General features: G+C 72.4%; 21 protein-coding genes. 18 read left to right on the plus strand and 3 right to left on the minus strand.

Features of this window, described 5'->3' with window-relative positions; translation table 11 throughout:
• Positions 1-49 precede the first annotated feature (49 nt).
• The 3 genes from ACIQVI_RS26895 (at position 50) to thrS (ending at position 4193) form a co-directional block, all read left to right on the plus strand.
• Complete coding sequence (locus ACIQVI_RS26895; protein ID WP_121831730.1) at positions 50-616, plus strand: DUF4365 domain-containing protein; 567 nt, start codon at positions 50-52, stop codon at positions 614-616.
• Positions 617-879: 263 nt separating this feature from the next.
• Positions 880-2070 carry a hypothetical protein gene (locus ACIQVI_RS26900; RefSeq protein ID WP_403600576.1) on the plus strand — a complete coding sequence of 397 codons (1191 nt, stop codon included), beginning with the start codon at positions 880-882 and terminating at the stop codon, positions 2068-2070.
• Positions 2071-2216: 146 nt separating this feature from the next.
• Positions 2217-4193 carry a threonine--tRNA ligase gene (gene thrS, locus ACIQVI_RS26905; protein WP_403600313.1) on the plus strand — a complete coding sequence of 659 codons (1977 nt, stop codon included), beginning with the start codon at positions 2217-2219 and terminating at the stop codon, positions 4191-4193.
• Between the two features lie 15 nt (positions 4194-4208).
• On the opposite strand, the gene ACIQVI_RS26910 is transcribed toward thrS, so the two are convergent.
• Positions 4209-4898: a potassium channel family protein gene (locus ACIQVI_RS26910; RefSeq protein ID WP_351973798.1), complete on the minus strand. Its 690-nt coding sequence runs from the start codon at positions 4896-4898 to the stop codon at positions 4209-4211.
• Between the two features lie 65 nt (positions 4899-4963).
• Here ACIQVI_RS26910 and ACIQVI_RS26915 point away from each other — a divergent pair, with 65 nt between their 5' ends.
• A complete protein-coding gene (locus tag ACIQVI_RS26915; RefSeq protein ID WP_351973799.1) occupies positions 4964-5527 on the plus strand; it encodes an HIT domain-containing protein in 564 nt (187 codons plus the stop codon).
• Between the two features lie 126 nt (positions 5528-5653).
• On the opposite strand, the gene ACIQVI_RS26920 is transcribed toward ACIQVI_RS26915, so the two are convergent.
• Positions 5654-7312 carry a hypothetical protein gene (locus ACIQVI_RS26920; protein WP_351973151.1) on the minus strand — a complete coding sequence of 553 codons (1659 nt, stop codon included), beginning with the start codon at positions 7310-7312 and terminating at the stop codon, positions 5654-5656.
• Positions 7313-7499: 187 nt separating this feature from the next.
• Complete coding sequence (locus tag ACIQVI_RS26925) at positions 7500-9719, minus strand: elongation factor G-like protein EF-G2 (RefSeq protein ID WP_403600317.1); 2220 nt, start codon at positions 9717-9719, stop codon at positions 7500-7502.
• 308 nt (positions 9720-10027) lie between these two features.
• Between ACIQVI_RS26925 and pgsA the strand changes: the two genes are divergently transcribed.
• The 14 genes from pgsA to ACIQVI_RS26995 all read left to right on the plus strand — a co-directional run bounded on the left by pgsA (position 10028) and on the right by ACIQVI_RS26995 (position 22594).
• Positions 10028-10690, plus strand: coding sequence for a phosphatidylinositol phosphate synthase (gene pgsA, locus ACIQVI_RS26930; RefSeq protein ID WP_403600320.1), 663 nt, complete (start codon positions 10028-10030; stop codon positions 10688-10690).
• A complete protein-coding gene (locus tag ACIQVI_RS26935) occupies positions 10687-11616 on the plus strand; it encodes a phosphatidylinositol mannoside acyltransferase (RefSeq protein ID WP_403600323.1) in 930 nt (309 codons plus the stop codon). The genes pgsA and ACIQVI_RS26935 overlap by 4 nt, the downstream gene beginning before the upstream one ends.
• A complete protein-coding gene (locus ACIQVI_RS26940; protein ID WP_351973155.1) occupies positions 11613-12767 on the plus strand; it encodes a glycosyltransferase family 4 protein in 1155 nt (384 codons plus the stop codon). Before ACIQVI_RS26935 ends, ACIQVI_RS26940 begins: the two co-directional genes overlap by 4 nt.
• A gap of 206 nt (positions 12768-12973) precedes the next feature.
• Positions 12974-13516, plus strand: coding sequence for a hypothetical protein (locus ACIQVI_RS26945; RefSeq protein WP_121831720.1), 543 nt, complete (start codon positions 12974-12976; stop codon positions 13514-13516).
• Between the two features lie 115 nt (positions 13517-13631).
• A complete protein-coding gene (gene pdxS / locus ACIQVI_RS26950; protein WP_121831719.1) occupies positions 13632-14546 on the plus strand; it encodes a pyridoxal 5'-phosphate synthase lyase subunit PdxS in 915 nt (304 codons plus the stop codon).
• Positions 14547-14552: 6 nt separating this feature from the next.
• On the plus strand, positions 14553-15146 hold the full coding sequence (pdxT, locus tag ACIQVI_RS26955; RefSeq protein ID WP_403600327.1) for a pyridoxal 5'-phosphate synthase glutaminase subunit PdxT: 594 nt from the start codon (positions 14553-14555) through the stop codon (positions 15144-15146).
• Positions 15147-15208: 62 nt separating this feature from the next.
• The gene (locus ACIQVI_RS26960) at positions 15209-15961 is read left to right on the plus strand and encodes a YebC/PmpR family DNA-binding transcriptional regulator (protein ID WP_351973157.1); all 753 of its coding nucleotides are present in this window, start codon (positions 15209-15211) and stop codon (positions 15959-15961) included.
• 109 nt (positions 15962-16070) lie between these two features.
• Positions 16071-16637 carry a crossover junction endodeoxyribonuclease RuvC gene (gene ruvC, locus ACIQVI_RS26965; RefSeq protein WP_121831716.1) on the plus strand — a complete coding sequence of 189 codons (567 nt, stop codon included), beginning with the start codon at positions 16071-16073 and terminating at the stop codon, positions 16635-16637.
• A complete protein-coding gene (gene ruvA / locus ACIQVI_RS26970; protein ID WP_351974244.1) occupies positions 16634-17263 on the plus strand; it encodes a Holliday junction branch migration protein RuvA in 630 nt (209 codons plus the stop codon). The genes ruvC and ruvA overlap by 4 nt, the downstream gene beginning before the upstream one ends.
• Positions 17264-17313: 50 nt before the next feature.
• Complete coding sequence (gene ruvB / locus ACIQVI_RS26975; protein ID WP_121831714.1) at positions 17314-18414, plus strand: Holliday junction branch migration DNA helicase RuvB; 1101 nt, start codon at positions 17314-17316, stop codon at positions 18412-18414.
• Between the two features lie 166 nt (positions 18415-18580).
• On the plus strand, positions 18581-19054 hold the full coding sequence (yajC, locus tag ACIQVI_RS26980) for a preprotein translocase subunit YajC (protein ID WP_403600332.1): 474 nt from the start codon (positions 18581-18583) through the stop codon (positions 19052-19054).
• Between the two features lie 144 nt (positions 19055-19198).
• Positions 19199-20965 carry a protein translocase subunit SecD gene (secD, locus tag ACIQVI_RS26985; protein ID WP_351974252.1) on the plus strand — a complete coding sequence of 589 codons (1767 nt, stop codon included), beginning with the start codon at positions 19199-19201 and terminating at the stop codon, positions 20963-20965.
• Between the two features lies 1 nt (position 20966).
• Complete coding sequence (gene secF, locus ACIQVI_RS26990; RefSeq protein ID WP_403600335.1) at positions 20967-22046, plus strand: protein translocase subunit SecF; 1080 nt, start codon at positions 20967-20969, stop codon at positions 22044-22046.
• A complete protein-coding gene (locus tag ACIQVI_RS26995) occupies positions 22043-22594 on the plus strand; it encodes an adenine phosphoribosyltransferase (protein WP_403600338.1) in 552 nt (183 codons plus the stop codon). The genes secF and ACIQVI_RS26995 overlap by 4 nt, the downstream gene beginning before the upstream one ends.
• Positions 22595-22613 lie beyond the last annotated feature (19 nt).

Below are 22613 nucleotides of genomic sequence, written 5' to 3' on the forward strand. Positions count from 1 at the left end.
CGCCGTACGCGGACCGGTCACAACAGAAGGGACGGGGAAGGAAGACGACATGGCGCTCGCCCAGCCCGAGTCGGGAGGGCTGCCGCCCCAGCGGGCAGCTCCGACGCGCGGCTCACTCGCCACCACCGCCTGCATGGAGACCCTCCAGGTGGGATACCTGCACGCCGTCGCCGCCGCAGCGGGCTGCTCGCTGTCCCAGCCCTTTCCGGACAACGGCATCGACTGGCACGTGAGCCACAGCGCTCCCGGCCACACCGTCGACGACGAGGTGACCATCAAGGTGCAGCTCAAGTGCACCTACCAGATACCGCCGCGCCCCCGGGGGAGCGCGTTCTCCTTCACCCTGGACAACGACCACCTGGTGAAGCTCGCCCGGACCCCCGTGTCCGTGCACAAGATCCTGGTCGTGATGCTCGTCCCGAGGTCCCGGGACGACTGGCTGAGGGCGGACCACGACGGGCTCGACCTGCGGCACTGCTGCTACTGGATCAACCTGGCCGGGCACCCGGTCACGGGACGGCGCCGGACCACCGTGCGCGTCCCGACGACACGGATCTTCGACGACCGGGCGCTCTGCGAGATCATGACCCGGGTCGGGGTGGGAGGGAGACCTTGATGCACCGACCGATCGACGACCCCGGGTTCGGAGACGACCGGGGGTTCGGGGGAGGGGAATCCGGCGGGCACGGACCCGTCCCCCCGCCCTACCGGCCCCACCCAGTGCCCGGCGCCCCCTCCGGACCCCGGCCCGACCTTTCCGGGGCACGGTCCGACGCCCCCGGATCCAGGTCCGACGTCCCGGGATCCAGGTCCGACGTCCCCGGCTCCAGGTCCGACGCTCCCGGCTCCCGGTCCGGAGCCCCGGGGCCCCGGGCCGCGATCCCCGTCGCCCCGCCCGCCGGTCCCTGGGCCGACGTCCACGGTGTGCCCGACCCCGGTCGTGTCGACCCGCGGGTCCTCGGCGCCCTGCTCGCCCGCCACGGCTGGCGGCGGCGCGGCGGCGCGGCCGGCCGCTACAGCCGCTGGACCCCGCCCGGGACCGGCACCGGCACGAGCCTGCTCGTGCCCGAGAGCCGCGCCTTCCCGGACTGCGAGGACCTGCTCGGCGAGGCCCTCGCCGCCCTCGCCCACAGCGCCACGCCCTCCGCCCGCGAGGTCCTCACCGGCCTCGCCGTGCCCAGCGACGAGATCCGCTGGTGGCGCGACGTGCCCCCCGGCCCCGCCGGCACCGTCCCCTGGACCGTGCGGGAACAGCTCGGCTCCGCCGCCCGCCAGCTCCTCCTCGCGGGCGCCCTCGCCGTGCGCGGCCGGGCCGGCTACTACGGCGCCCGGCACCGGCGTCCCGCCCAGGCCTCCCTGGAGACCGTCCTCGTCGGCGCGTCCCCCGGCGGGCGCGGCCTCACCGCCTTCCTGCCCGTCGAACCGGGCCGCCCGATCGCCGTCCGGCTCTACCACGCGCTCCACGCGGCCCGCGAGGCCGTCGACTACCAGCGGGCCACCGGCGGCACGGAGGCCTTCGATGCCGCCGTCGAGGCGGGCGTCAGCCGCGAGCTCACCGAGGCCCTCGTCGCCCTCGTCCGGGGCACCGAGGGCGCCCGGATCGCCCTGGAGTGGGCCCCGGCCGCCGGACCGCCCGAGGGGTGCGCCGCCCGGCCCGAACCGGTCGAGTTCTCGCCCGGCGACCTGCCCGCCCTGCGCGAGGCGAGCGCCCGCTACCGGACCGGCGAGCCCGCCGTGCCGGTCCGCCTCACCGGCGCCGTCGTCCGGATGCGCCGCTCGGGACCCCGGGGCGCGGGCACCGTCCGGCTCCGCGTCCTGGGCGGGGCCGAGGTCCCGCACGTCCGCGTCACCCTCGACGAGGAGGCGTACCGCACCGCCGGCCACGCCCACCTCGTCGGCCTCCCCATCCGGGTCTCCGGCCGCCTGGAGAGCCGGGGCGGCTTCCGCCGCCTCACCGACGCGTCCGAGGTCGTCCCCGTCCAGGTCGACGAGGTGGAACGGGACCGCCTGATGAAGGCGCTCCACGAGAACCTGGACTTCTTCGGGGAGGCCTGCGGGCCGGAGGACTGAGGGCGGGGGCGGGGCCCGGCCCGTAATGCGGACGCCGGGTCCGGGGCCGAGCCCGTAAGATCGGCGGTGCGCGGCACCTCGTCTCTGCCGCGCGCCACCGACGCCGGCACCTCGTGTCTGCCGGCGCCCCGATGTATGGAGCACCCGTGTCTGATGTCCGTGTGACCGTCCAGTCCGCCTCGGAACCAGAGGAGAGGGCGGTGAGCGCGGGCACCACCGCCGGCGCCCTGTTCGCCGACGACCGTACGATCGTCGCCGCCCGCGTCGGCGGTGAGCTGAAGGACCTGTCGTACGAGCTCGCCGACGGCGACGTCGTCGAGGGCGTCGAGATCTCCTCCCCGGACGGTCTCGACATCCTGCGCCACTCGACCGCGCACGTCATGGCCCAGGCCGTGCAGGAGCTCTTCCCCGAGGCCAAGCTGGGCATCGGCCCGCCGGTCCGGGACGGCTTCTACTACGACTTCGACGTCGACAGGCCCTTCACCCCCGAGGACCTCAAGGTCATCGAGAAGAAGATGCAGGAGATCCAGAAGCGCGGGCAGCGCTTCGCCCGCCGCGTGGTCTCCGACGAGGCCGCCCGCGAGGAGCTGGCCGACGAGCCGTACAAGCTGGAGCTCATCGGCATCAAGGGCTCCGCGTCGACCGACGACGGCGCGAACGTCGAGGTGGGCGGCGGCGAGCTGACCATCTACGACAACCTCGACGCCAAGACCGGCGAGCTGTGCTGGAAGGATCTCTGTCGCGGTCCGCACCTGCCCACCACCCGGAACATCCCGGCGTTCAAGCTGATGCGGAACGCCGCCGCGTACTGGCGCGGCAGTGAGAAAAACCCGATGCTCCAGCGCATCTACGGGACCGCCTGGCCGTCGAAGGACGAGCTGAAGGCCCACCTCGACTTCCTCGCCGAGGCCGAGAAGCGCGACCACCGCAAGCTGGGCAACGAGCTGGACCTCTTCTCGATCCCGGACGAGATCGGCTCCGGCCTCGCGGTCTTCCACCCCAAGGGCGGCATCATCCGCCGGGTCATGGAGGACTACTCGCGCAAGAAGCACGAAGAAGCCGGCTACGAGTTCGTCTACACCCCCCACGCGACCAAGGGCAAGCTGTTCGAGAAGTCGGGCCACCTCGACTGGTACGCCGAGGGCATGTACCCCCCCATGCAGCTCGACGAGGGCGTGGACTACTACCTCAAGCCCATGAACTGCCCGATGCACAACCTGATCTTCGACGCGCGCGGCCGCTCGTACCGCGAGCTGCCGCTGCGCCTGTTCGAGTTCGGCACCGTGTACCGGTACGAGAAGTCCGGCGTCGTGCACGGACTGACCCGGGCCCGCGGCTTCACCCAGGACGACGCGCACATCTACTGCACCCGCGAGCAGATGGCGGAGGAGCTGGACAAGACCCTCACCTTCGTCCTCGACCTGCTCCGCGACTACGGTCTGAACGACTTCTACCTGGAGCTGTCGACCAAGGACCCGGAGAAGTACGTCGGCTCGGACGAGGCGTGGGAGGAGGCCACCGCGGTCCTCCAGCAGGTCGCCGAGAAGCAGGGCCTCCCGCTGACCCCCGACCCGGGTGGCGCCGCGTTCTACGGCCCGAAGATCTCGGTGCAGGCGCGGGACGCCATCGGCCGGACCTGGCAGATGTCGACCGTGCAGCTCGACTTCAACCTGCCGGAGCGCTTCGACCTGGAGTACACCGCGCCGGACGGCACCAAGCAGCGCCCGGTCATGATCCACCGCGCGCTGTTCGGCTCGATCGAGCGCTTCTTCGCGGTGCTCCTGGAGCACTACGCGGGCGCGATGCCGCCGTGGCTGGCGCCCGTGCAGGCGACCGGCATCCCGATCGGCGACGCGCACGTCGAGTACCTGCAGGAGTTCGCCGCGAAGGCGAAGAAGCAGGGGCTGCGGGTGGAGGTCGACGCCTCCTCGGACCGGATGCAGAAGAAGATCCGCAACGCCCAGAAGCAGAAGGTCCCGTTCATGATCATCGCGGGTGACGAGGACATGGCCGCCGGTGCCGTCTCCTTCCGCTACCGCGACGGTTCGCAGGAGAACGGCGTCCCCGCCGACGAGGCCCTCGCCAAGATCGCCAAGCTCGTCGAGGACCGCGTCCAGGTCTGACGGACCGGAGCGCGTTCAGGAGGCCCCCGGGGAATCCCCCGGGGGCCTCTTCTCGTCCTCCCTCGTGAACGACTGGATCAGCCAGGACGAGAACGAACCCGTCACCGCCCCCAGCAGCGCCAGGCCGCAGGCCATCAGGCCCACCGCCGTCACCCGGCCGACCGGGGTCACCGGGGACACGTCCCCGTACCCCACCGTCGCCAGCGTCGAGCAGGTCCACCACACCGCGTCGCCGAAGGTGACGATCGTGGCGCCGGGGGCGTCCACCTCGTGGTGGTAGACCGTGAGCGCCCCCGCGAAGCCGAGGAGGGCCGTGGTGAGCCCGGCGTAGACCATCACCCGGCCGTAGAGGCCGAGCACCGGCTCGCCGCGGCGGTACTGGAGCCGGCCGTAGATGCTCACCATCCGCACCGGCCGCAGCAGGGGGAGCAGCAGGACCACGGTGTCGAGGGCGTGGAAGCGCAGGAAGCGGAGCGGGGAGAGGCCGCTGAGCCGGAGCCGTACCGCGTAGTCCACGGCGAAGACGGCCCAGCAGGCGAGCGTGACGGAGACGCAGACGTCGAGCCAGTCCCGGGGGAGGCGGTGGCGGGCCAGGACCCGGACCGCGTACGAGGCGAGGAAGGCGAAGGAGGCCACGGCGAGCGGGATCTCCATGCGGCGGTCCCAGCGCTCCTGCCGGGACGGTGTCGGTGGCCTGTCGCTCATCGCAACAGCATGGACGGCGGATGGATCCGCCGCCCCGGCGACACGTTCCGAACGGACGACGCAATATGCTGCACGGCATGACGACTGAGCCGGAGCAGCAGATCGGAGTGGGGACGCAGGACGCGTTCCAGCGCCTGTGGACGCCTCACCGGATGGCGTACATCCAGGGCGAGAACAAGCCGACCGGGCCGGGTGCCGAGGACGGCTGTCCGTTCTGCTCGATTCCGTCGAAGTCGGACGAGGACGGCCTGGTGATCGCGCGCGGCGAGAGCGTGTACGCGGTCCTCAACCTGTACCCGTACAACGGCGGTCACCTGATGGTCGTCCCCTACCGGCACGTCGCCGACTACACGGACCTGGACGCGGCGGAGACGGCGGAGCTGGCCGACTTCACCAAGCGGGCGATGGTGGCGCTGCGGGCGGCGTCCGGCGCGCACGGCTTCAACATCGGCATGAACCAGGGCGCGGTGGCGGGCGCGGGCATCGCCGCGCACCTGCACCAGCACGTGGTGCCGCGCTGGGGCGGGGACACCAACTTCATGCCGGTCGTCGGGCACACGAAGATCCTGCCCCAGCTGCTCGCGGACACCCGGAAGATGCTGGCCGACGCCTGGCCGGCCGGCGTCTGATCCGTACGGTTCACAAGGCAGTCCGTAAGGCAGTCCGTAAGGTGGCCTGTACGGCGGTTCGTACAGCGGGAAGACCCGGACCCCCGGCACACGAGGGGTCCGGGTCTTCCCGGTGTACGGGGCCGGTCAGGCGTCGTAGACGTCGGCCTTCCGGGGGCTCGCGTCCTGGGTGCCGCCGCTGAGGACGAGCGAGCGGTTGGTGAAGCGCTCGGTTTCGACGTTGTGCTCGTCGAGGACCTTGATGGTGGCCGCGTGGACCGCGCGCAGGACCGGCGTCGCCATGCGGATGGCGTCGTCGGCCATGAAGCGGTTCCTCCAGAGCGGTCCGGCCCAGACGTGGCGCAGGCCGAAGGGCTCCGGCAGGACGAGCTTGCCGCCGAGGAACTCCAAAACCGGCGGGAACCAGGTGAGCGGGGCGCGGACGGCCGTCCGGACGACGTCGTCGGTGGTGGTCAGCGGCAGTTTGACCTCGCGGGTCTCCCAGAAGCGGACGGACTTGGAGACCGTCTTGCTCTTCCCCGCGGGCTTCTCGCTGAAGAGGCCGTGGACGGGGCCGAGGGCGTGGCCGGTGACCTCCACGCGGAGCGTGTGGAGGAGGGAGGTCACGGTGACCATCATGGTGAGGACGAGGTTCCCGTCCCAGAGGGTGAACTGCACGCCGAGGTAGTGGCGGTTGCCCGCGCCGAACTGCTGGTCGTTGCAGATGCGCTGTATCTCGTGGGGCTTCACCTGGTAGTGGACGATGTTGTCGCCCTCGGGGCGGCTGACGGACTCGGCCCCCTCGCCCACCGGGGAGACGATCCAGTGCTTCACCGTCGGCTTGGGGAAGCCGGTCTTGAGCGAGCCGCGCTCCAGGAGGGTGAGCTGCTCGTGGATCTTGCGGACGACGTCCCAGGCGCGGAAGTCGTGGATCTCCTTGCCGGCCTTGGGGACGATCTCCTCGGCGAGCGTCCAGCTGCCCCAGCGGGTGCCCAGGCCGAGTATGCCCTTGGGGCCCGCGTAGAAGACGACGTTGGACTGCTGCTCGGCGGAGAGCTTCTCCAGGTTCTGGCGGAGCTCCTCGGCGGCCTTCTCGCCCGGGTCCCGGGGCGCCGCCTCGGGGATCTTGGCGCCGATGCCGCCGCCGCCGAGCAGGGCGCTCCAGCGCTCGCGCAGCTCGACGGCGGTCTTCTCGCAGACGCGGCGGGCGAGGAACCAGCCGATGACCGGGGCCACCAGCATGGCGCGCAGATAGGTCGGCAGGATCCCGGCGAAGGGCAGCTTGAACATCACGAGCAGGGCGAGGAACCCGGCGGCGACGAGCACCGCGTTGCCGAGGAAGCCGGTGCGCTTGTTGTCGGAGCCGGCGGCGAAGCGGCGGAGCTGGATGACGGCGAGCCAGAGCAGCAGGCCGGGCAGGAAGAGGACCCCGCAGACGAGCGTGATCAGGGTCAGCTTCACGTCCCGCTGCTTGCGGATGCGGTTGGCGGCGAGGCAGTGGACGACCACCGGCTGGGGCTCCACGCCGAAGGACTGGACGAGGGCGCCGCGGGCTCCGCCGAGCATCCGCACCTGGACGGCGCGGGAGAAGGCCTCGCCGAGGTCGGGGCGGAAGAGCTTGTGCCACTTGCCCGGGGTGACCTTCGACTTGTACAGGTCGTTGTCGGCGTCCAGGATCTTGTCGACGGGCCCGTCGCGGTACGCGGCGGAGGCGAGGGCGTGGGTCGCCGCCGTCTGCCCGTCCGAGCCCTGGAGGGGGATCTGCGCCCCGAGACCGAAACCGTCCATCGCCACTGCCGCCCCCATCGCGCCGAGTCCCTGTGCGGGCTGTTTCCCAACTGCGGTGCCCCGCACACCTTCTGAGCTGGGCACCCCAGCGTAACCGGGTACCCCCCGACGCGTCACCGGAGTGCGCGGGGACGGCCGAATGCCGCCCGCCCCGCGACGGCGGAACGGGCGGCCCGGGCTGTCGGGGCGTCAATCAGGGTCTTCTTCAGGCCTGTTGCCGGACCTTCTCCGCCAGGTGGGGCGGCATCGGTTCGTGCCGGGCGTACGTGCGGTCGAACCGCCCGGTGCCGTGCGACACGGACCTGAGGTCCACCGCGTACCGCACGATCTCGGTCTCCGGCACCTCGGCCCGCACGAGGGTCCGTCCGGGGCCCGCCCGGTCGGTGCCGACGACGCGGCCGCGCCGTCCCGAGAGGTCGCTCATGACCGGGCCGACGTACTCGTCGGGGACGAGGACCCCGATCTCGTCCACCGGTTCCAGGAGGTGGACGGGGACGGCGGCGGCCGCCTCGCGCAGCGCGAGGGCGCCGGCGGTCTGGAAGGCGGCGTCGGAGGAGTCGACGGAGTGGGCCTTGCCGTCGCGCAGGGTGACCCGGACGTCGACGAGCGGATGACCGGTGGCGATCCCGCGCGCGGCCTGGGCGCGCACGCCCTTCTCGACGGAGGTGACGAAGGGGCGGGGGACCGCGCCGCCGACGACCTCGTCGACGAACTCGACGCCGCTGCCCGGCGGCAGCGGCTCCACGTCGATCTCGCAGACGGCGTACTGGCCGTGGCCGCCGGACTGCTTGACGTGCCGGCCCCGGCCGGAGGCGGCGCCGCCGAAGGTCTCGCGCAGCGCCACCTCGTACGGCACGGCGTCGACCCGTACGCCGTGGCGCTCGCGGAGGCGTTCCAGGGCGACGTCCTGGTGGGCCTCGCCCAGGCACCACAGGACCGTCTGCCGGGTGTCCGGGTTCTGTTCGAGCCGCAGGGCCGGGTCCTCGGCGACCAGCCGGGCGAGGCCCTGGGAGAGCCGGTCCTCGTCGGCCTTGCCGTGGGCGCGGACGGCGAGCGGCAGCAGGGGTTCGGGCAGGGTCCACGGCTCCATCAGGAGCGGGTCGTCCTTGGCGGAGACGGTGTCGCCGGTCTCCGCGTGTCCGAGGCGGGCGACGCAGGCGAGGTCTCCGGCTACGCAGTGCGCCACGGGGCGCTGTTGTCTGCCGAAGGGGGAGGTGAGGGCGCCGATCCGGTCGTCCGCCTCGTGGAGGTCCCGCCCGCCGGGGGCGGGGGCCGGGCCCGTACGGTCCGCGAGGCCGCGGCCGGAGACGTGGACGGTGTCGTCGGGGCGCAGGGTGCCGGAGAAGACCCGGACCAGGGAGATCCGGCCCACGTAGGGGTCGGTGGCGGTCTTGAGGACCTCGGCGACCAGGGGTCCCCCGGGGTCGCAGACGACCGGGGGCCGGGGCTGTCCGTCGGGGGTGGTGACGGCGCGCGGCCCGTGCTCCAGGGGGGAGGGGAAGCCGCGGGCGATCAGGTCCAGGAGTTCGACGGTGCCGAGGCCCTGCGTGCCGCCGTCGGCGGCGGGGGCGGCCGCGAGGACCGGGTGGAAGACGCCCCGGGCGACGGCCTTCTCCAGGTCCTCGACGAGGGTCTCGGGGGCGATCGGCTCGCCGCCGAGGTAGCGGTCCATGAGGGTCTCGTCCTCGCTCTCGGCGATGATCCCCTCGATGAGCCGGGCGCGGGCCTCCGCGATGAGCTCCCGCCGGTCCTCGTCGGGCGGTTCCTCCCGCCGCGCGCCCGTGGAGTAGTCGAGGATCCGCTCCGAGAGCAGGCCGATCAGGCCGGTCGCGGGCGCGTGCCCGTCGGCGCCCTCGGGGCCGTACACGGGCAGGTACAGGGGAAGGACGGCGTCCGGGTCGTCGCGGCCGAAGAGCCCGGCGCAGACGCCGGTCAGCTCGGCGAAGCCGGTGCGGGCGGTGTCGAGGTGGGTGACGACGACGGCGCGGGGCATCCCGACGGCGGCGCACTCCTCCCAGAGCGCGCGCGTGGAGGCGGCGACGGCGTCGGCCTCCTGGGCGGCCGAGACGACGAAGAGGGCCGCGTCCGCCGCGCGCAGACCGGCCCTCAGTTCCCCGACGAAGTCGGCGTACCCGGGGGTGTCGATCAGATTGATCTTGTGGCCGTCCCAGCCGACCGGGACGAGCGAGAGCTGGACGGAGCGGTGGCGGCGCCGCTCGATCTCGTCGTGGTCCGAGACCGTGCCGCCGTCCTCGACGCGTCCGGCCCGGTTGAGCGCGCCCGCGGTCTGCGCGAGGGCCTCGACGAGCGTCGTCTTGCCCGATCCGCCGTGGCCGACCAGCACCACGTTCCGTATGTCCGAGGGCCGGTCGGCCGTCGGAGCCCTGCCGGCGGCCCCGGCGGGTGTCTTCGCCCTGTCACCCATGACGTGTTCCTCCCGACTGCTCGCACGGTGCGGCGGGACGCGGGCGCGGGGGAGCGGGGGTGTCGCGGCGGTACGGCTGCGGTACGGCTTCCGCGGTGCCCGCGGTGCCTTGCGGTGGTCCTTCGAGCTTGGCACCGACACCGGGGCGCGTCCATCGGTCGGGGACCCCCGCACCGGGTCTGCCGGGCTCCCGGGGGGACGCCGACGCGGCGGGGCGGGTACCCGCCGGTAGCCGGGGGCGCGCGTGGCTACGATGGGCGGGCCGGTGGTCGCAGGGGCCGCGCGGCCCACCGAACCTCGGGAAGGCCATGCTGAACAAGTACGCGCGTGCCTTTTTCACGCGTGTCCTCACACCGTTCGCCGCGTTTCTGCTCCGCAGGGGCGTCAGCCCCGACACGGTCACGCTCATCGGCACGGCGGGGGTGATGGCCGGTGCGCTGGTCTTCTTCCCGCGCGGAGAATTCTTCTGGGGCACGATCGTCATCACCCTGTTCGTCTTCTCCGACCTCGTCGACGGCAACATGGCCCGGCAGGCGGGGATCTCCAGCCGCTGGGGCGCCTTCCTCGACTCGACGCTCGACCGGGTCGCGGACGGCGCGATCTTCGGCGGCTTCGCGCTCTGGTACGCGGGCAAGGGCGACGACAACGTGATGTGCGCCGTGTCGATCTTCTGCCTGGCCAGCGGCCAGGTCGTCTCGTACACCAAGGCCCGGGGCGAGTCGATCGGCCTGCCGGTCGCCGTCAACGGTCTGGTCGAGCGCGCCGAGCGGCTCGTGATCTCCCTGGTCGCCGCCGGACTCGCCGGACTGCACGCCTTCGGCGTCCCCGGCATCCAGGTGCTGCTGCCGATCGCCCTGTGGATCGTCGCCGTCGGCAGCGCGGTCACCCTGGGGCAGCGGGTGGTCACCGTACGGCGGGAGTCGGCCGAGGCGGACGCCGCCGCGGCCGGGGGCGGCGGGGCGGTCTCGTGAGCGACCTCAGGGACCGGCTCAGTGACGGGCTGTACGGCCTGGGCTGGGCGACCGTGAAGAAGCTGCCCGAGCCGGTGGCCGCGGGCCTCGGCCGGCGGATCGCCGACCTCGCGTGGAAGCGGCGCGGCAAGAGCGTCCTGCGCCTGGAGTCCAACCTCGCGCGCGTGGTGCCGGACGCCACGCCCGAGCGGCTCGCCGAGCTGTCGAAGGCCGGTATGCGCTCGTACATGCGGTACTGGATGGAGTCCTTCCGGCTGCCGACCTGGAGCAAGGAGCGGGTCGAGCGCGGGATAGACATCAAGGACATCCACTATCTGAAGGAGGGCCTCGCCTCCGGGCGCGGGGTCGTCCTGGCGCTGCCGCACCTGGCGAACTGGGACCTCGCGGGCGTGTGGGTGACCCGCTCGCTCGGCGTGCCGTTCACCACAGTCGCCGAGCGGCTGAAGCCGGAGTCGCTGTACGACCGGTTCGTCGCCTACCGCGAGTCCCTGGGCATGGAGGTCGTGCCGCACACCGGGGGCTCCGCCTTCGGCAGGCTGGCGCGGCGGCTGCGGGCGGGCGGCCTGGTCTGTCTGGTCGCGGACCGGGACCTGTCGGCCTCCGGCACCGAGGTCACGTTCTTCGGGGACACCGCGCGGATGCCGGCGGGCCCGGCGATACTCGCCCAGCAGACGGGCGCCCTGCTGCTGCCGGTGACGCTCTGGTACGACGACACGCCGGTCATGAAGGGCCGGGTCCACCCGCCGGTGGACGTGCCCGAAGCGGGTACACGGGCGGAGAGGACGGTGGTCATGACCCAGGCCCTCGCCGACGCCTTCGCCGAGGGCATCGCGGACCACCCGGAGGACTGGCACATGCTGCAGCGGCTGTGGCTCGCGGACCTGGAGGACCGGGGGACGGGCGAAGGGGAGGGCGGGGCGGCGTGAAGATCGGGATCGTCTGCCCGTACTCCTGGGACGTGCCGGGCGGCGTCCAGTTCCACATCCGCGACCTCGCCGAGCACCTGATCCGGCTGGGCCACGAGGTCTCCGTCCTGGCGCCGGCCGACGACGAGACCCCGCTGCCGCCGTATGTGGTCTCGGCCGGGCGGGCCGTCCCCGTGCCGTACAACGGCTCGGTGGCCCGGCTCAACTTCGGCTTCCTGTCCGCCGCGCGGGTGCGGCGCTGGCTGCACGACAACGGCTTCGACGTCGTCCACATCCACGAGCCGACCTCGCCGTCGCTGGGGCTGCTCACCTGCTGGGCGGCGCAGGGGCCGATCGTGGCCACCTTCCACACCTCGAACCCGCGCTCGCGGGCGATGATCGCCGCGTATCCGATCCTCCAGCCCGCCCTGGAGAAGATCAGCGCGCGGATCGCCGTGAGCGAGTACGCGCGGCGCACGCTCGTCGAGCACCTGGGCGGCGACGCCGTCGTCATCCCCAACGGCGTCGACGTGGACTTCTTCGCCCGCGCCGAGCCGAAGAAGGAGTGGCAGGGCGAGACCCTCGGCTTCATCGGCCGGATCGACGAGCCCCGCAAGGGCCTGCCCGTCCTCATGAAGGCGCTGCCCCGCATCCTCACCGAGCGGCCCGGGGCGCGGCTCCTGGTCGCCGGGCGCGGCGACGAGGAGGAGGCGGTGGCGTCGCTGCCGCGCGAGATGCGGTCCCGGGTGGAGTTCCTCGGCATGGTCAGCGACGAGGACAAGGCGCGGCTGCTGCGCAGCGTCGACGTGTACGTGGCGCCCAACACCGGCGGCGAGAGCTTCGGCATCATCCTGGTCGAGGCGATGTCGGCCGGCGCGCCCGTGCTCGCCGCCGACCTGGACGCCTTCGCGCAGGTCCTCGACCAGGGCGGCGCGGGCGAGCTCTTCGCCAACGAGGACGCGGACGCCCTCGCGGACGCGGCGATCCGCCTCCTGGGCGACGAGGCCCGCCGCACCGAACTGAGCACCCGCGGCTCGGCCCACGTCCGCCGCTTCGACTGGTCCACCGTCGGCGCGGACGTCCTCGCGGTCTACGAGACCGTCACGGACGGCGCGGCGGCGGTGGACACGGACGAACGCGCGGGCGGGCTGCGGGCGCGGCTGGGGTTGTAGCGGCCGGGGCTGCGGGGGAGCCCGTACTCGGGCCCGGCCCGGCTGTTCCCCCGCCCGCCCCGGCCCGGCCGTTCCCCAGTCCGGCCCCGGACGTGGGCGTCGCGCCCGCGCGGGCCGGGCGGCGGGACCGTATCCACATCCACGCGCGTGCGTGCCCCCGCCCATGGGGCGGGCACCCCGCCCCCGCCCCGGTAGCCTGTGCGCCCGTGACCCAAACCCTGATCTGGACCGTCGTCGCGCTGATCGTCATCGGCGTCTACCTCAGCTGGACCGCCGGGCGGCTCGACCGGCTGCACTCGCGGATCGACGCGGCGCGCGCGGCCCTGGACGCGCAGTTGCTGCGCCGGGCCTCGGTCACCCAGGAACTGGCCACCTCCGGGGTCCTCGACCCGGCCGCCTCGATCGTGCTGTACGAGGCCGCGCACGCGGCCCGGCAGGCCGAGGAGGACCAGCGGGAGGTCGCCGAGAGCGAGCTCAGCCAGGCGCTGCGGGCCGTCTTCGGCGAGCCCGAGCAGATGGACCTCGTACGGGAGGCCCCCGGCGGCGAGGAGGCCGCGGGGGAGCTCGCGCAGGCCGTGCGCCGGGTGCCGATGGCCCGCCGCTTCCACAACGACGCCGTACGGGCCGCCCGCGCCCTGCGCCGCCACCGCACGGTCCGCTGGCTCCGGCTCGCGGGCCACGCCCCCTTCCCGCTGGCCTTCGAAATGGACGACGAGCCCCCGGTGGCCCTTGCCGATCGCCCGGCTTGATCCTTTCGACCTGCGAAAACGAGCCACCGGGTCCACATTGGCCCTTGCCGTGGCCCGCGAGTGGACTGTTTCCTCGTCTCTGTCGTCAACCCCCGTTGTCACCAGTGAGGTATCCGTGTCCACCACGCCTTCCACCCCCTCCTCGTCCCCCGAGACCGGCACCGCGCGCGTGAAGCGCGGCATGGCCGAGCAGCTCAAGGGCGGCGTGATCATGGACGTGGTCAACGCCGAGCAGGCGAAGATCGCCGAGGACGCCGGCGCCGTGGCCGTCATGGCCCTGGAGCGGGTCCCCGCGGACATCCGCAAGGACGGCGGCGTCGCCCGCATGTCCGACCCGAACATGATCGAGGAGATCATCGGCGCGGTCTCCATCCCGGTGATGGCCAAGTCCCGCATCGGCCACTTCGTCGAGGCCCAGGTCCTCCAGTCCCTCGGCGTCGACTACATCGACGAGTCCGAGGTCCTCACCCCGGCCGACGAGGTCAACCACTCCGACAAGTGGGCCTTCACCACCCCCTTCGTCTGTGGCGCCACCAACCTGGGCGAGGCCCTGCGCCGCATCGCCGAGGGCGCGGCCATGATCCGCTCCAAGGGCGAGGCCGGCACCGGCAACGTCGTCGAGGCCGTCCGCCACCTGCGCCAGATCAAGAACGAGATCGCCAGGCTGCGCGGCTTCGACAACAACGAGCTGTTCGCCGCCGCCAAGGACCTCCGCGCCCCGTACGAGCTGGTCAAGGAGGTCGCCGAGCTCGGCAAGCTGCCGGTCGTCCTCTTCTCCGCCGGTGGCGTCGCCACCCCCGCCGACGCCGCGCTCATGCGCCAGCTCGGCGCCGAGGGCGTCTTCGTCGGCTCCGGCATCTTCAAGTCGGGCGACCCGGCCAAGCGTGCCGCCGCCATCGTGAAGGCCACCACCTTCTACGACGACCCGAAGGTCATCGCGGACGCCTCCCGCAACCTGGGCGAGGCCATGGTCGGCATCAACTGCGACACCCTCCCCGAGGCCGAGCGCTACGCCAACCGGGGCTGGTAAGCACCGATGAGCAGCACTCCCGTGATAGGTGTCCTGGCCTTCCAGGGCGACGTACGGGAGCACCTGATCGCCCTGGCCGCGGCGGACGCCGTGGCCAGGCCGGTGAGGCGCCCCGAGGAGCTCGCCGAGGTCGACGGCCTGGTCATTCCCGGTGGCGAGTCCACCACCATCTCCAAGCTGGCCGCGCTCTTCGGCCTCATGGAGCCGCTGCGCGAGCGCATCGCCGCGGGACTGCCGGTCTACGGCACCTGCGCCGGCCTGATCATGCTCGCCGACAAGATCCTCGACCCGCGCTCGGGCCAGGAGACCTTCGGCGGCATCGACATGATCGTCCGCCGCAACGCCTTCGGCCGGCAGAACGAGTCCTTCGAGGCCGGCGTCACCGTCGCGGGCATCGAGGACGGCCCCGTCGAGGGCGTCTTCATCCGGGCCCCCTGGGTGGAGTCGGTCGGCGCGGACGTCGAGGTCCTCGCCGAGCACGGGGGCCACGTCGTCGCCGTACGGCAGGGCCGGGCGCTCGCGACCTCGTTCCATCCCGAACTCACGGGCGACCACCGCATCCACGCCCTGTTCGTCGACATGGTGCGCGCGGCGGGCTGATCCGATCCCGGTAGGATCTCTGGGGTTCGTTCAGAAAAGGGTTACGCGAAGGAGACAGGCAGATGTCCGGCCACTCTAAATGGGCTACGACGAAGCACAAGAAGGCCGTGATCGACGCCAAGCGCGGCAAGCTCTTCGCGAAGCTGATCAAGAACATCGAGGTCGCGGCCCGCACGGGCGGCGCCGACCCCGAGGGCAACCCGACCCTCTTCGACGCCATCCAGAAGGCGAAGAAGAGCTCGGTCCCGAACAAGAACATCGACTCCGCGGTGAAGCGCGGCGGCGGCCTGGAGGCCGGCGGCGTCGACTACGCCACGATCATGTACGAGGGCTACGGCCCGAACGGCGTCGCGGTGCTCATCGAGTGCCTCACCGACAACCGCAACCGCGCCGCCTCCGACGTGCGCGTGGCCATGACCCGCAACGGCGGCTCCATGGCCGACCCGGGCTCCGTCTCGTACCTGTTCAACCGCAAGGGCGTCGTCGTGCTCCCCAAGGGCGAGCTGTCCGAGGACGACGTCCTGGGCGCGGTCCTCGACGCGGGCGCCGAGGAGGTCAACGACCTCGGCGAGTCCTTCGAGGTCATCAGTGAGGCCACCGACCTGGTCGCGGTCCGCACCGCGCTCCAGGAGGCCGGCATCGACTACGACTCCGCCGACTCCAGCTTCGTCCCGACCATGCAGGTCGAGCTGGACGAGGAGGGCGCGCGCAAGATGTTCAAGCTGATCGACGCGCTCGAGGACAGCGACGACGTGCAGAACGTCTTCGCCAACTTCGACGTCAGCGACGAGGTCATGGCGAAGGTCGACGCCTGATCACCTGCTTCACGCGGCGGGCCGACGGGGACACGCTCCCGTCGGCCCGCCGCGTTGTCGGTGGCAGCCGATAGCCTGCTCAAACAGGAGATCGAAGAGAGGGGGCGACGTGCGCGTACTCGGAGTGGACCCCGGGCTCACCCGGTGCGGCGTCGGCGTCGTCGAGGGCGTCGCCGGCCGGCCCCTGACCATGCTCGGCGTCGGAGTGGTGCGGACGCCCGCGGACGCCGACATCGGGATGCGCCTGGTCGGCATCGAGCAGGGCATAGAGGAGTGGATCGACCGCTTCTCGCCCGAACTCGTCGCCGTGGAGCGGGTGTTCAGCCAGCACAACGTCCGTACGGTGATGGGCACCGCCCAGGCCAGCGCGGTCGCCATGCTCTGCGCCTCCCGCCGCGGCATCCCCGTCGCCCTGCACACCCCCAGCGAGGTCAAGGCCGCCGTCACCGGCAGCGGCCGCGCCGACAAGGCCCAGGTCGGCACCATGGTGACCCGGCTGCTCCGGCTCTCCGAGCCGCCCAAGCCGGCCGACGCCGCCGACGCCCTCGCCCTCGCCATCTGCCACATCTGGCGGGCCCCCGCGCAGAACCGCCTCCAGCAGGCCGTCGCCGCCCAGAACCGTCTCCAGGAAGCGGCCGCCCGGCACGCGTCCGCAGTGAAAGGCCGAACCCGATGATCGCCTTCGTCAGCGGCCCGGTCGCCGCCCTCGCCCCCACCACGGCCGTCATCCAGGTCGGCGGCGTGGGCATGGCCGTCCAGTGCACCCCGGCGACCGTCGCCGGACTGCGGATCGGCGAGGACGCCCGGCTCGCCACCTCCCTCGTCGTCCGCGAGGACTCCCTCACCCTGTACGGCTTCGCCGACGACGACGAGCGGCAGGTCTTCGAGCTCCTCCAGACCGCCAGCGGCGTCGGCCCCCGCCTCGCCCAGGCCATGCTCGGTGTCCACAGCCCCGACGCGCTCCGCCTCGCCGTCTCCACCGGCGACGAGAAGGCCCTGACTGCCGTCCCCGGCATCGGGAAGAAGGGCGCGCAGAAGCTCCTGCTCGAACTGAAGGACAAGCTCGGCTCGCCCCTCGGCAGCAGCGGTCTCGTCGGCGCCCAGCGTGCCGCCTCCGGCCCCGCCCCCTGGACCGAGCAGCTCGCCGCCGCCCTCATCGGCCTCGGCTACGCGAGCCGCGAGGCCGAGGAGGCCGTCGGCGCCGTCACCCCGCAGGCCGAGGCCGCCCTCGCCGAGACCGGCACCGCCCCCGTACCGCAGCTGCTCCGCGCCGCCCTGCAGACCCTCAACCGCGCCCGCTGACCACCCCCGACCCCGCCCGGCCGGGCCGTACGAACGAGAAGGCATCCACCGTGAACTGGGACGACGACACCACCGCCGAGGCATCCGACGCCGAGGCGCGCATCGTCGGCGCCGCCGCCGAGGGGGACGACCAGGCCGTCGAGGCGGCCCTGCGCCCCAAGGACCTCAGCGAGTTCGTCGGCCAGGAGAAGGTCCGCCAGCAGCTCGACCTGGTCCTCAAGGCCGCCCGGCAGCGCGGCGCCACCGCCGACCACGTCCTGCTCTCCGGCGCCCCCGGCCTCGGCAAGACCACCCTCTCGATGATCATCGCGGCCGAGATGAACGCGCCGATCCGCATCACCTCCGGCCCCGCCATCCAGCACGCCGGCGACCTCGCCGCGATCCTCTCCTCCCTCCAGGAGGGCGAGATCCTCTTCCTCGACGAGATCCACCGCATGTCCCGGCCCGCCGAGGAGATGCTCTACATGGCGATGGAGGACTTCCGCGTCGACGTCATCGTCGGCAAGGGCCCCGGTGCCACCGCCATCCCCCTCGAACTGCCGCCCTTCACCCTCGTCGGCGCCACCACCCGGGCCGGACTCCTGCCGCCCCCGCTGCGCGACCGCTTCGGCTTCACCGCCCACATGGAGTTCTACGACCCGTCCGAGCTCCAGCGAGTCATCCACCGCTCCGCCGGACTCCTCGACGTCGAGATCGACCCGGCCGGCGCCGCCGAGATCGCCGGCCGCTCCCGCGGCACCCCCCGCATCGCCAACCGCCTGCTGCGCCGCGTCCGCGACTACGCCCAGGTCAGGGCGGACGGAGTGATCACCCGGGAGATCTCCGAGGCCGCCCTCAGCGTCTACGAGGTCGACGGCCGCGGCCTCGACCGGCTCGACCGCGCCGTCCTGGAGGCCCTCCTCAAGCTCTTCGGCGGCGGACCGGTCGGCCTGTCCACCCTCGCGGTCGCGGTGGGGGAGGAGCGCGAGACCGTCGAGGAGGTCGCCGAACCCTTCCTCGTACGCGAGGGTCTGCTGGCCCGCACGCCCCGTGGTCGCGTCGCCACGCCCGCCGCCTGGACGCACCTCGGACTCGTTCCGCCGCAGGCAGCGGGCCCGGGCGGCGCGGGGAGCGGCACGGGAACGGGACAACAGGGGCTCTTCGGGGCGTGACGGAGCGGACACTCGCCCGGACCGGAACCAGGGTGCGATGCTGGACGTTGTTCCATCGATGCGGACTCGCCTAGACTCCGCCGATGCCGCCCCTTTCCGGTCGGCGCGCCCACCCCCGAAGATCAGGCCGCGGGTTCTCCGCGACCGTGCGAAGGAAACCCGTCCCGTGAGCATCGTGACCCTCCTCCCCTTCATCGTCCTCATCGGGGCCATGTTCCTGATGACCCGCTCCGCCAAGAAGAAGCAGCAGCAGGCGGCGCGTATGCGTGACGAGATGCAGCCCGGCACCGGCGTGCGCACGATCGGGGGGATGTACGCCACCGTCAAGGAGATCGGCGACGAGACCGTCCTCCTCGAGATCGCCCCGGGCGTGCACGCCGTCTACGCCAAGAACGCGATCGGCGCGGTCCTCGAGGACTCCGAGTACAACCGGATCGTCCACGGCGACGACGACACCGAGGAGTCCTCGGACTCCGCCGCGGTCGTCCCGGACGACGCCTCCTCGCTGACCGGTGGCGCCACCGACGTCACGGCCGAGGACGCGCCCAAGGCCGACCTGACGAAGAAGTCGGACGCGGCCGAGGCCGTGGCCGAGGGGGAGAAGGACGGCAAGACCGACGGCGAGACCGACGCGAAGTAATCGCGACGGGGGACCGCGCGCACGCCCACCGGCGTGCGCGCGCCCCCGAACGGTTCCACGTCTGCGGGGGATGGTCCCCACACATACTTCGTGGCCGTCGCGCGCACACCCGTCGCGCGGCGGTTGGACAGGGAGATACGACAGGTGGCAGCACCGAAGAAGGGCCGAAGGCCGGCGGGGGGACAGAGCCGGCCGGGCCGCGCCCTGGCACTCATCCTGATCGCCATGGTCGCGCTCACCGGCGGGATGTTCTGGTCGGGGCACACCACCCCGCGCCTCGGCATCGACCTCGCCGGCGGTACGTCGATCACGCTCAAGGCCAAGGCCGACCCCGGCCAGGAGTCGGCGGTCAACGAGACCAACATGAACACGGCGGTCGGCATCATCGAGCGCCGCGTCAACGGTCTGGGTGTCTCCGAGGCCGAGGTCCAGACGCAGGGCCGCGAGAACATCATCGTCAACATCCCTCGCGGGACGAACGAGAAGCAGGCCCGGGAGCAGGTCGGCACCACCGCCCAGCTCTACTTCCGGCCCGTTCTCGCCGTCGCGGCCGCCGCGCCGCAGCCGGCCCCGACGGCCACCGGCTCGGCCTCGCCGAAGCCCTCCGCCTCGGCCTCCGCCCCGACCGCGAGCGACAAGTCGGCCACCCCGACGGCCACCGCCTCCACCCAGGGCCGCGCGCTCACCGAGGCCCTCAAGGCCCCGAGCCCGACGCCCACCGGCAGCGCCTCCCCCTCGTCCTCCGCGACGCCCAAGGCCACCGGCACCCCGCAGGCGACCCCCACGCCCGACCCGGCCTCCGCGGCGCTCGAGCAGAAGTTCACCACCCTGAACTGCCTCGACCCCAAGCAGCGCACCGCCGCCGGCCAGGGCGTCAAGCCGAGCGAGCCCACCGTGGCCTGCGGCAAGAACGCGATCGACCAGTGGGAGAAGTACCTCCTCGGTCCCGCCGAGGTCGAGGGCAAGGACGTCGACGACGCCAAGGCCGCGCTCGACCAGCAGACCGGCCAGTGGATCGTGGACATGGAGTTCACGAGCGCCGGCTCGAAGAAGTTCCAGGCGATCACCAGCAAGCTCTCGCAGCAGAGCGAGCCGCAGAACCAGTTCGCCATCGTCCTGGACGGCGAGGTCGTCTCCGCGCCCCGCGTCCAGACCACGCTGAGCGCCAGCGCCCAGATCTCCGGCAGCTTCAACCAGCAGTCCGCCCAGGACCTCGGCAACATCCTGTCCTACGGCGCCCTGCCGCTCTCCTTCCAGACCCAGAGCGTCGACACCGTCACCGCCGCGCTCGGCGGCGAGCAGCTGGAGGCCGGCCTGATCGCCGGCGCCATCGGCCTCGGTCTCGTCATCCTCTACCTGGTCGTCTACTACCGCGGCCTGTCGCTGGTCGCCATCCTCAGCCTCGGCGTCTCCGCGCTGCTCACCTACGTGATCATGGCCCTGCTCGGCCCGGGCATCGGCTTCGCGCTGAACCTGCCGGCCGTCTGCGGCGCCATCGTCGCCATCGGCATCACCGCGGACTCGTTCATCGTCTACTTCGAGCGCATCCGCGACGAGCTCCGCGAGGGCCGCACGCTCCGCCCGGCCGTCGAGCGTGCCTGGCCGCGCGCCCGCCGCACCATCCTGGTCTCCGACTTCGTGTCGTTCCTGGCCGCGGCCGTGCTCTTCATCGTCACCGTCGGCAAGGTCCAGGGCTTCGCGTTCACGCTCGGCCTGACCACCCTGCTCGACATCGTCGTGGTGTTCCTCTTCACCAAGCCGATCATGACGCTGCTCGCGCGGACCAAGTTCTTCGGCGACGGCCACCCGTGGTCCGGCCTGGACCCGAAGCGCCTCGGTGCCAAGCCGCCGCTGCGCCGCACCCGCCGCACCACCGCCCCCGCCGGCCCTGTCGACCCGAAGGAGGCGTGAGATGTCGAAGCTCGGAGATCTCGGCGCCCGACTCCACCGCGGTGAGGTCGGCTACGACTTCATCGGCAACCGCAAGATCTGGTACGGCCTGTCCGTCCTGATCACCATCACCGCCATCGTCGCCCTGGCCGTCCGCGGCCTCAACATGGGCATCGAGTTCCAGGGCGGCGCCGTCTTCACCACCCCGAAGACGGACGTCTCGGTCAGCCAGGCCCAGGAGTACGCGGAGGAGGCCTCCGGCCACGACGCGATCGTCCAGCAGCTCGGCAACGGCTCGCTGCGCATCCAGGTCGGCGGCCTCGACACCGCGCAGTCCGACCAGGTCCGCTCGGAGCTCGCCAAGGACCTGAACGTCGCCGAGGACAAGATCGCGGCCGAGCTGGTCGGCCCCAGCTGGGGCGAGCAGATCGCCAACAAGGCCTGGACCGGCCTCGGGGTCTTCATGATCCTGGTGGTGATCTACCTGGCCATCGCCTTCGAGTGGAGAATGGCGGTCGCGGCGCTCATCGCCCTCATCCACGACCTCACCATCACCGTGGGCATCTACTCCCTGGTCGGCTTCGAGGTCACCGTCGGCACGGTCATCGGCCTCCTGACGATCCTCGGCTATTCGCTGTACGACACGGTGGTCGTCTTCGACTCCCTCAAGGAACAGACGAAGGACATCACGAAGCAGACCCGCTTCACCTACAGCGAGATGGCCAACCGCTCGATCAACGGCACCCTGGTCCGCTCGATCAACACCACCGTCGTGGCGCTCCTCCCGGTCGCCGGTCTGCTCTTCATCGGCGGCGGCGTCCTCGGCGCCGGAATGCTCAACGACATCTCGCTGTCGCTGTTCGTGGGCCTCGCGGCCGGCGCGTACTCGTCGATCTTCATCGCCACCCCGCTGGTCGCCGACCTCAAGGAACGCGATCCGGCGATCAAGGCCCTCAAGAAGCGGATCCTGGCCAAGCGGGCCGGTGCCGCCGCCAAGGGCGAGCCCGCGGACGGCACGGACGCGTTCGGCGACGGCGCGGAGACCGCCGTCGTCGGCCCGCGGACCGGCCGCCGGGGCCGCGCCCAGGAGCACCGAGGATGACCGCCGGGCCCCAGGACGTCGCCGGCCTCCTGCTCAGCCGCATCCGCGACGTACCGGACTATCCGAAGCCCGGCGTGCTGTTCAAGGACATCACGCCGCTGCTCGCGGACCCGGAGGCGTTCGGGGCCCTCACCGGCGCCCTCGCCGGGCTGTGCTCCGCGCACGGCGCGACGAAGATCGTCGGCCTGGAGGCCCGCGGCTTCATCCTGGCCGCCCCGGTCGCCGTCCGCGCGGGCCTGGGCTTCATCCCGGTCCGCAAGGCCGGAAAGCTCCCCGGGGCCACGCTCCGCCAGGCGTACGAGCTGGAGTACGGCACCGCCGAGATCGAGGTGCACGCCGAGGACCTGGCGGCGGGCGACCGCGTCATGGTCATCGACGACGTCCTCGCCACCGGCGGTACGGCCGAGGCCTCCGTCGAGCTCATCCGCCGCGCCGGCGCCGAGGTCGCGGGCGTCGCCGTCCTCATGGAACTGGGCTTCCTACCGGGCCGCGCCCGCCTGGAACCGACCCTGAGGGGCGCTCCGCTCACGGCGCTGATTCAAGTCTGATCACCTCCTGGCCGATGTC

The organism is Streptomyces sp. NPDC098101, assembly GCF_044760185.1.
Taxonomy (GTDB): domain Bacteria; phylum Actinomycetota; class Actinomycetes; order Streptomycetales; family Streptomycetaceae; genus Streptomyces.

Excerpts from the sequence above, each read along its gene's own strand:
- ACIQVI_RS26895 (WP_121831730.1), top strand. The coding sequence starts at position 50 with ATGGCGCTCGCCCAGCCCGAGTCGGGAGGGCTGCCGCCCCAGCGGGCA.
- ACIQVI_RS26910 (WP_351973798.1), bottom strand. The coding sequence starts at position 4,898 with ATGAGCGACAGGCCACCGACACCGTCCCGGCAGGAGCGCTGGGACCGC.
- ACIQVI_RS26915 (WP_351973799.1), top strand. The coding sequence starts at position 4,964 with ATGCTGCACGGCATGACGACTGAGCCGGAGCAGCAGATCGGAGTGGGG.
- ACIQVI_RS26920 (WP_351973151.1), bottom strand. The coding sequence starts at position 7,312 with ATGGGGGCGGCAGTGGCGATGGACGGTTTCGGTCTCGGGGCGCAGATC.
- ACIQVI_RS26925 (WP_403600317.1), bottom strand. The coding sequence starts at position 9,719 with ATGGGTGACAGGGCGAAGACACCCGCCGGGGCCGCCGGCAGGGCTCCG.
- pgsA (WP_403600320.1), top strand. The coding sequence starts at position 10,028 with ATGCTGAACAAGTACGCGCGTGCCTTTTTCACGCGTGTCCTCACACCG.
- pdxT (WP_403600327.1), top strand. The coding sequence starts at position 14,553 with ATGAGCAGCACTCCCGTGATAGGTGTCCTGGCCTTCCAGGGCGACGTA.
- ACIQVI_RS26960 (WP_351973157.1), top strand. The coding sequence starts at position 15,209 with ATGTCCGGCCACTCTAAATGGGCTACGACGAAGCACAAGAAGGCCGTG.
- ruvA (WP_351974244.1), top strand. The coding sequence starts at position 16,634 with ATGATCGCCTTCGTCAGCGGCCCGGTCGCCGCCCTCGCCCCCACCACG.
- secF (WP_403600335.1), top strand. The coding sequence starts at position 20,967 with ATGTCGAAGCTCGGAGATCTCGGCGCCCGACTCCACCGCGGTGAGGTC.
- ACIQVI_RS26995 (WP_403600338.1), top strand. The coding sequence starts at position 22,043 with ATGACCGCCGGGCCCCAGGACGTCGCCGGCCTCCTGCTCAGCCGCATC.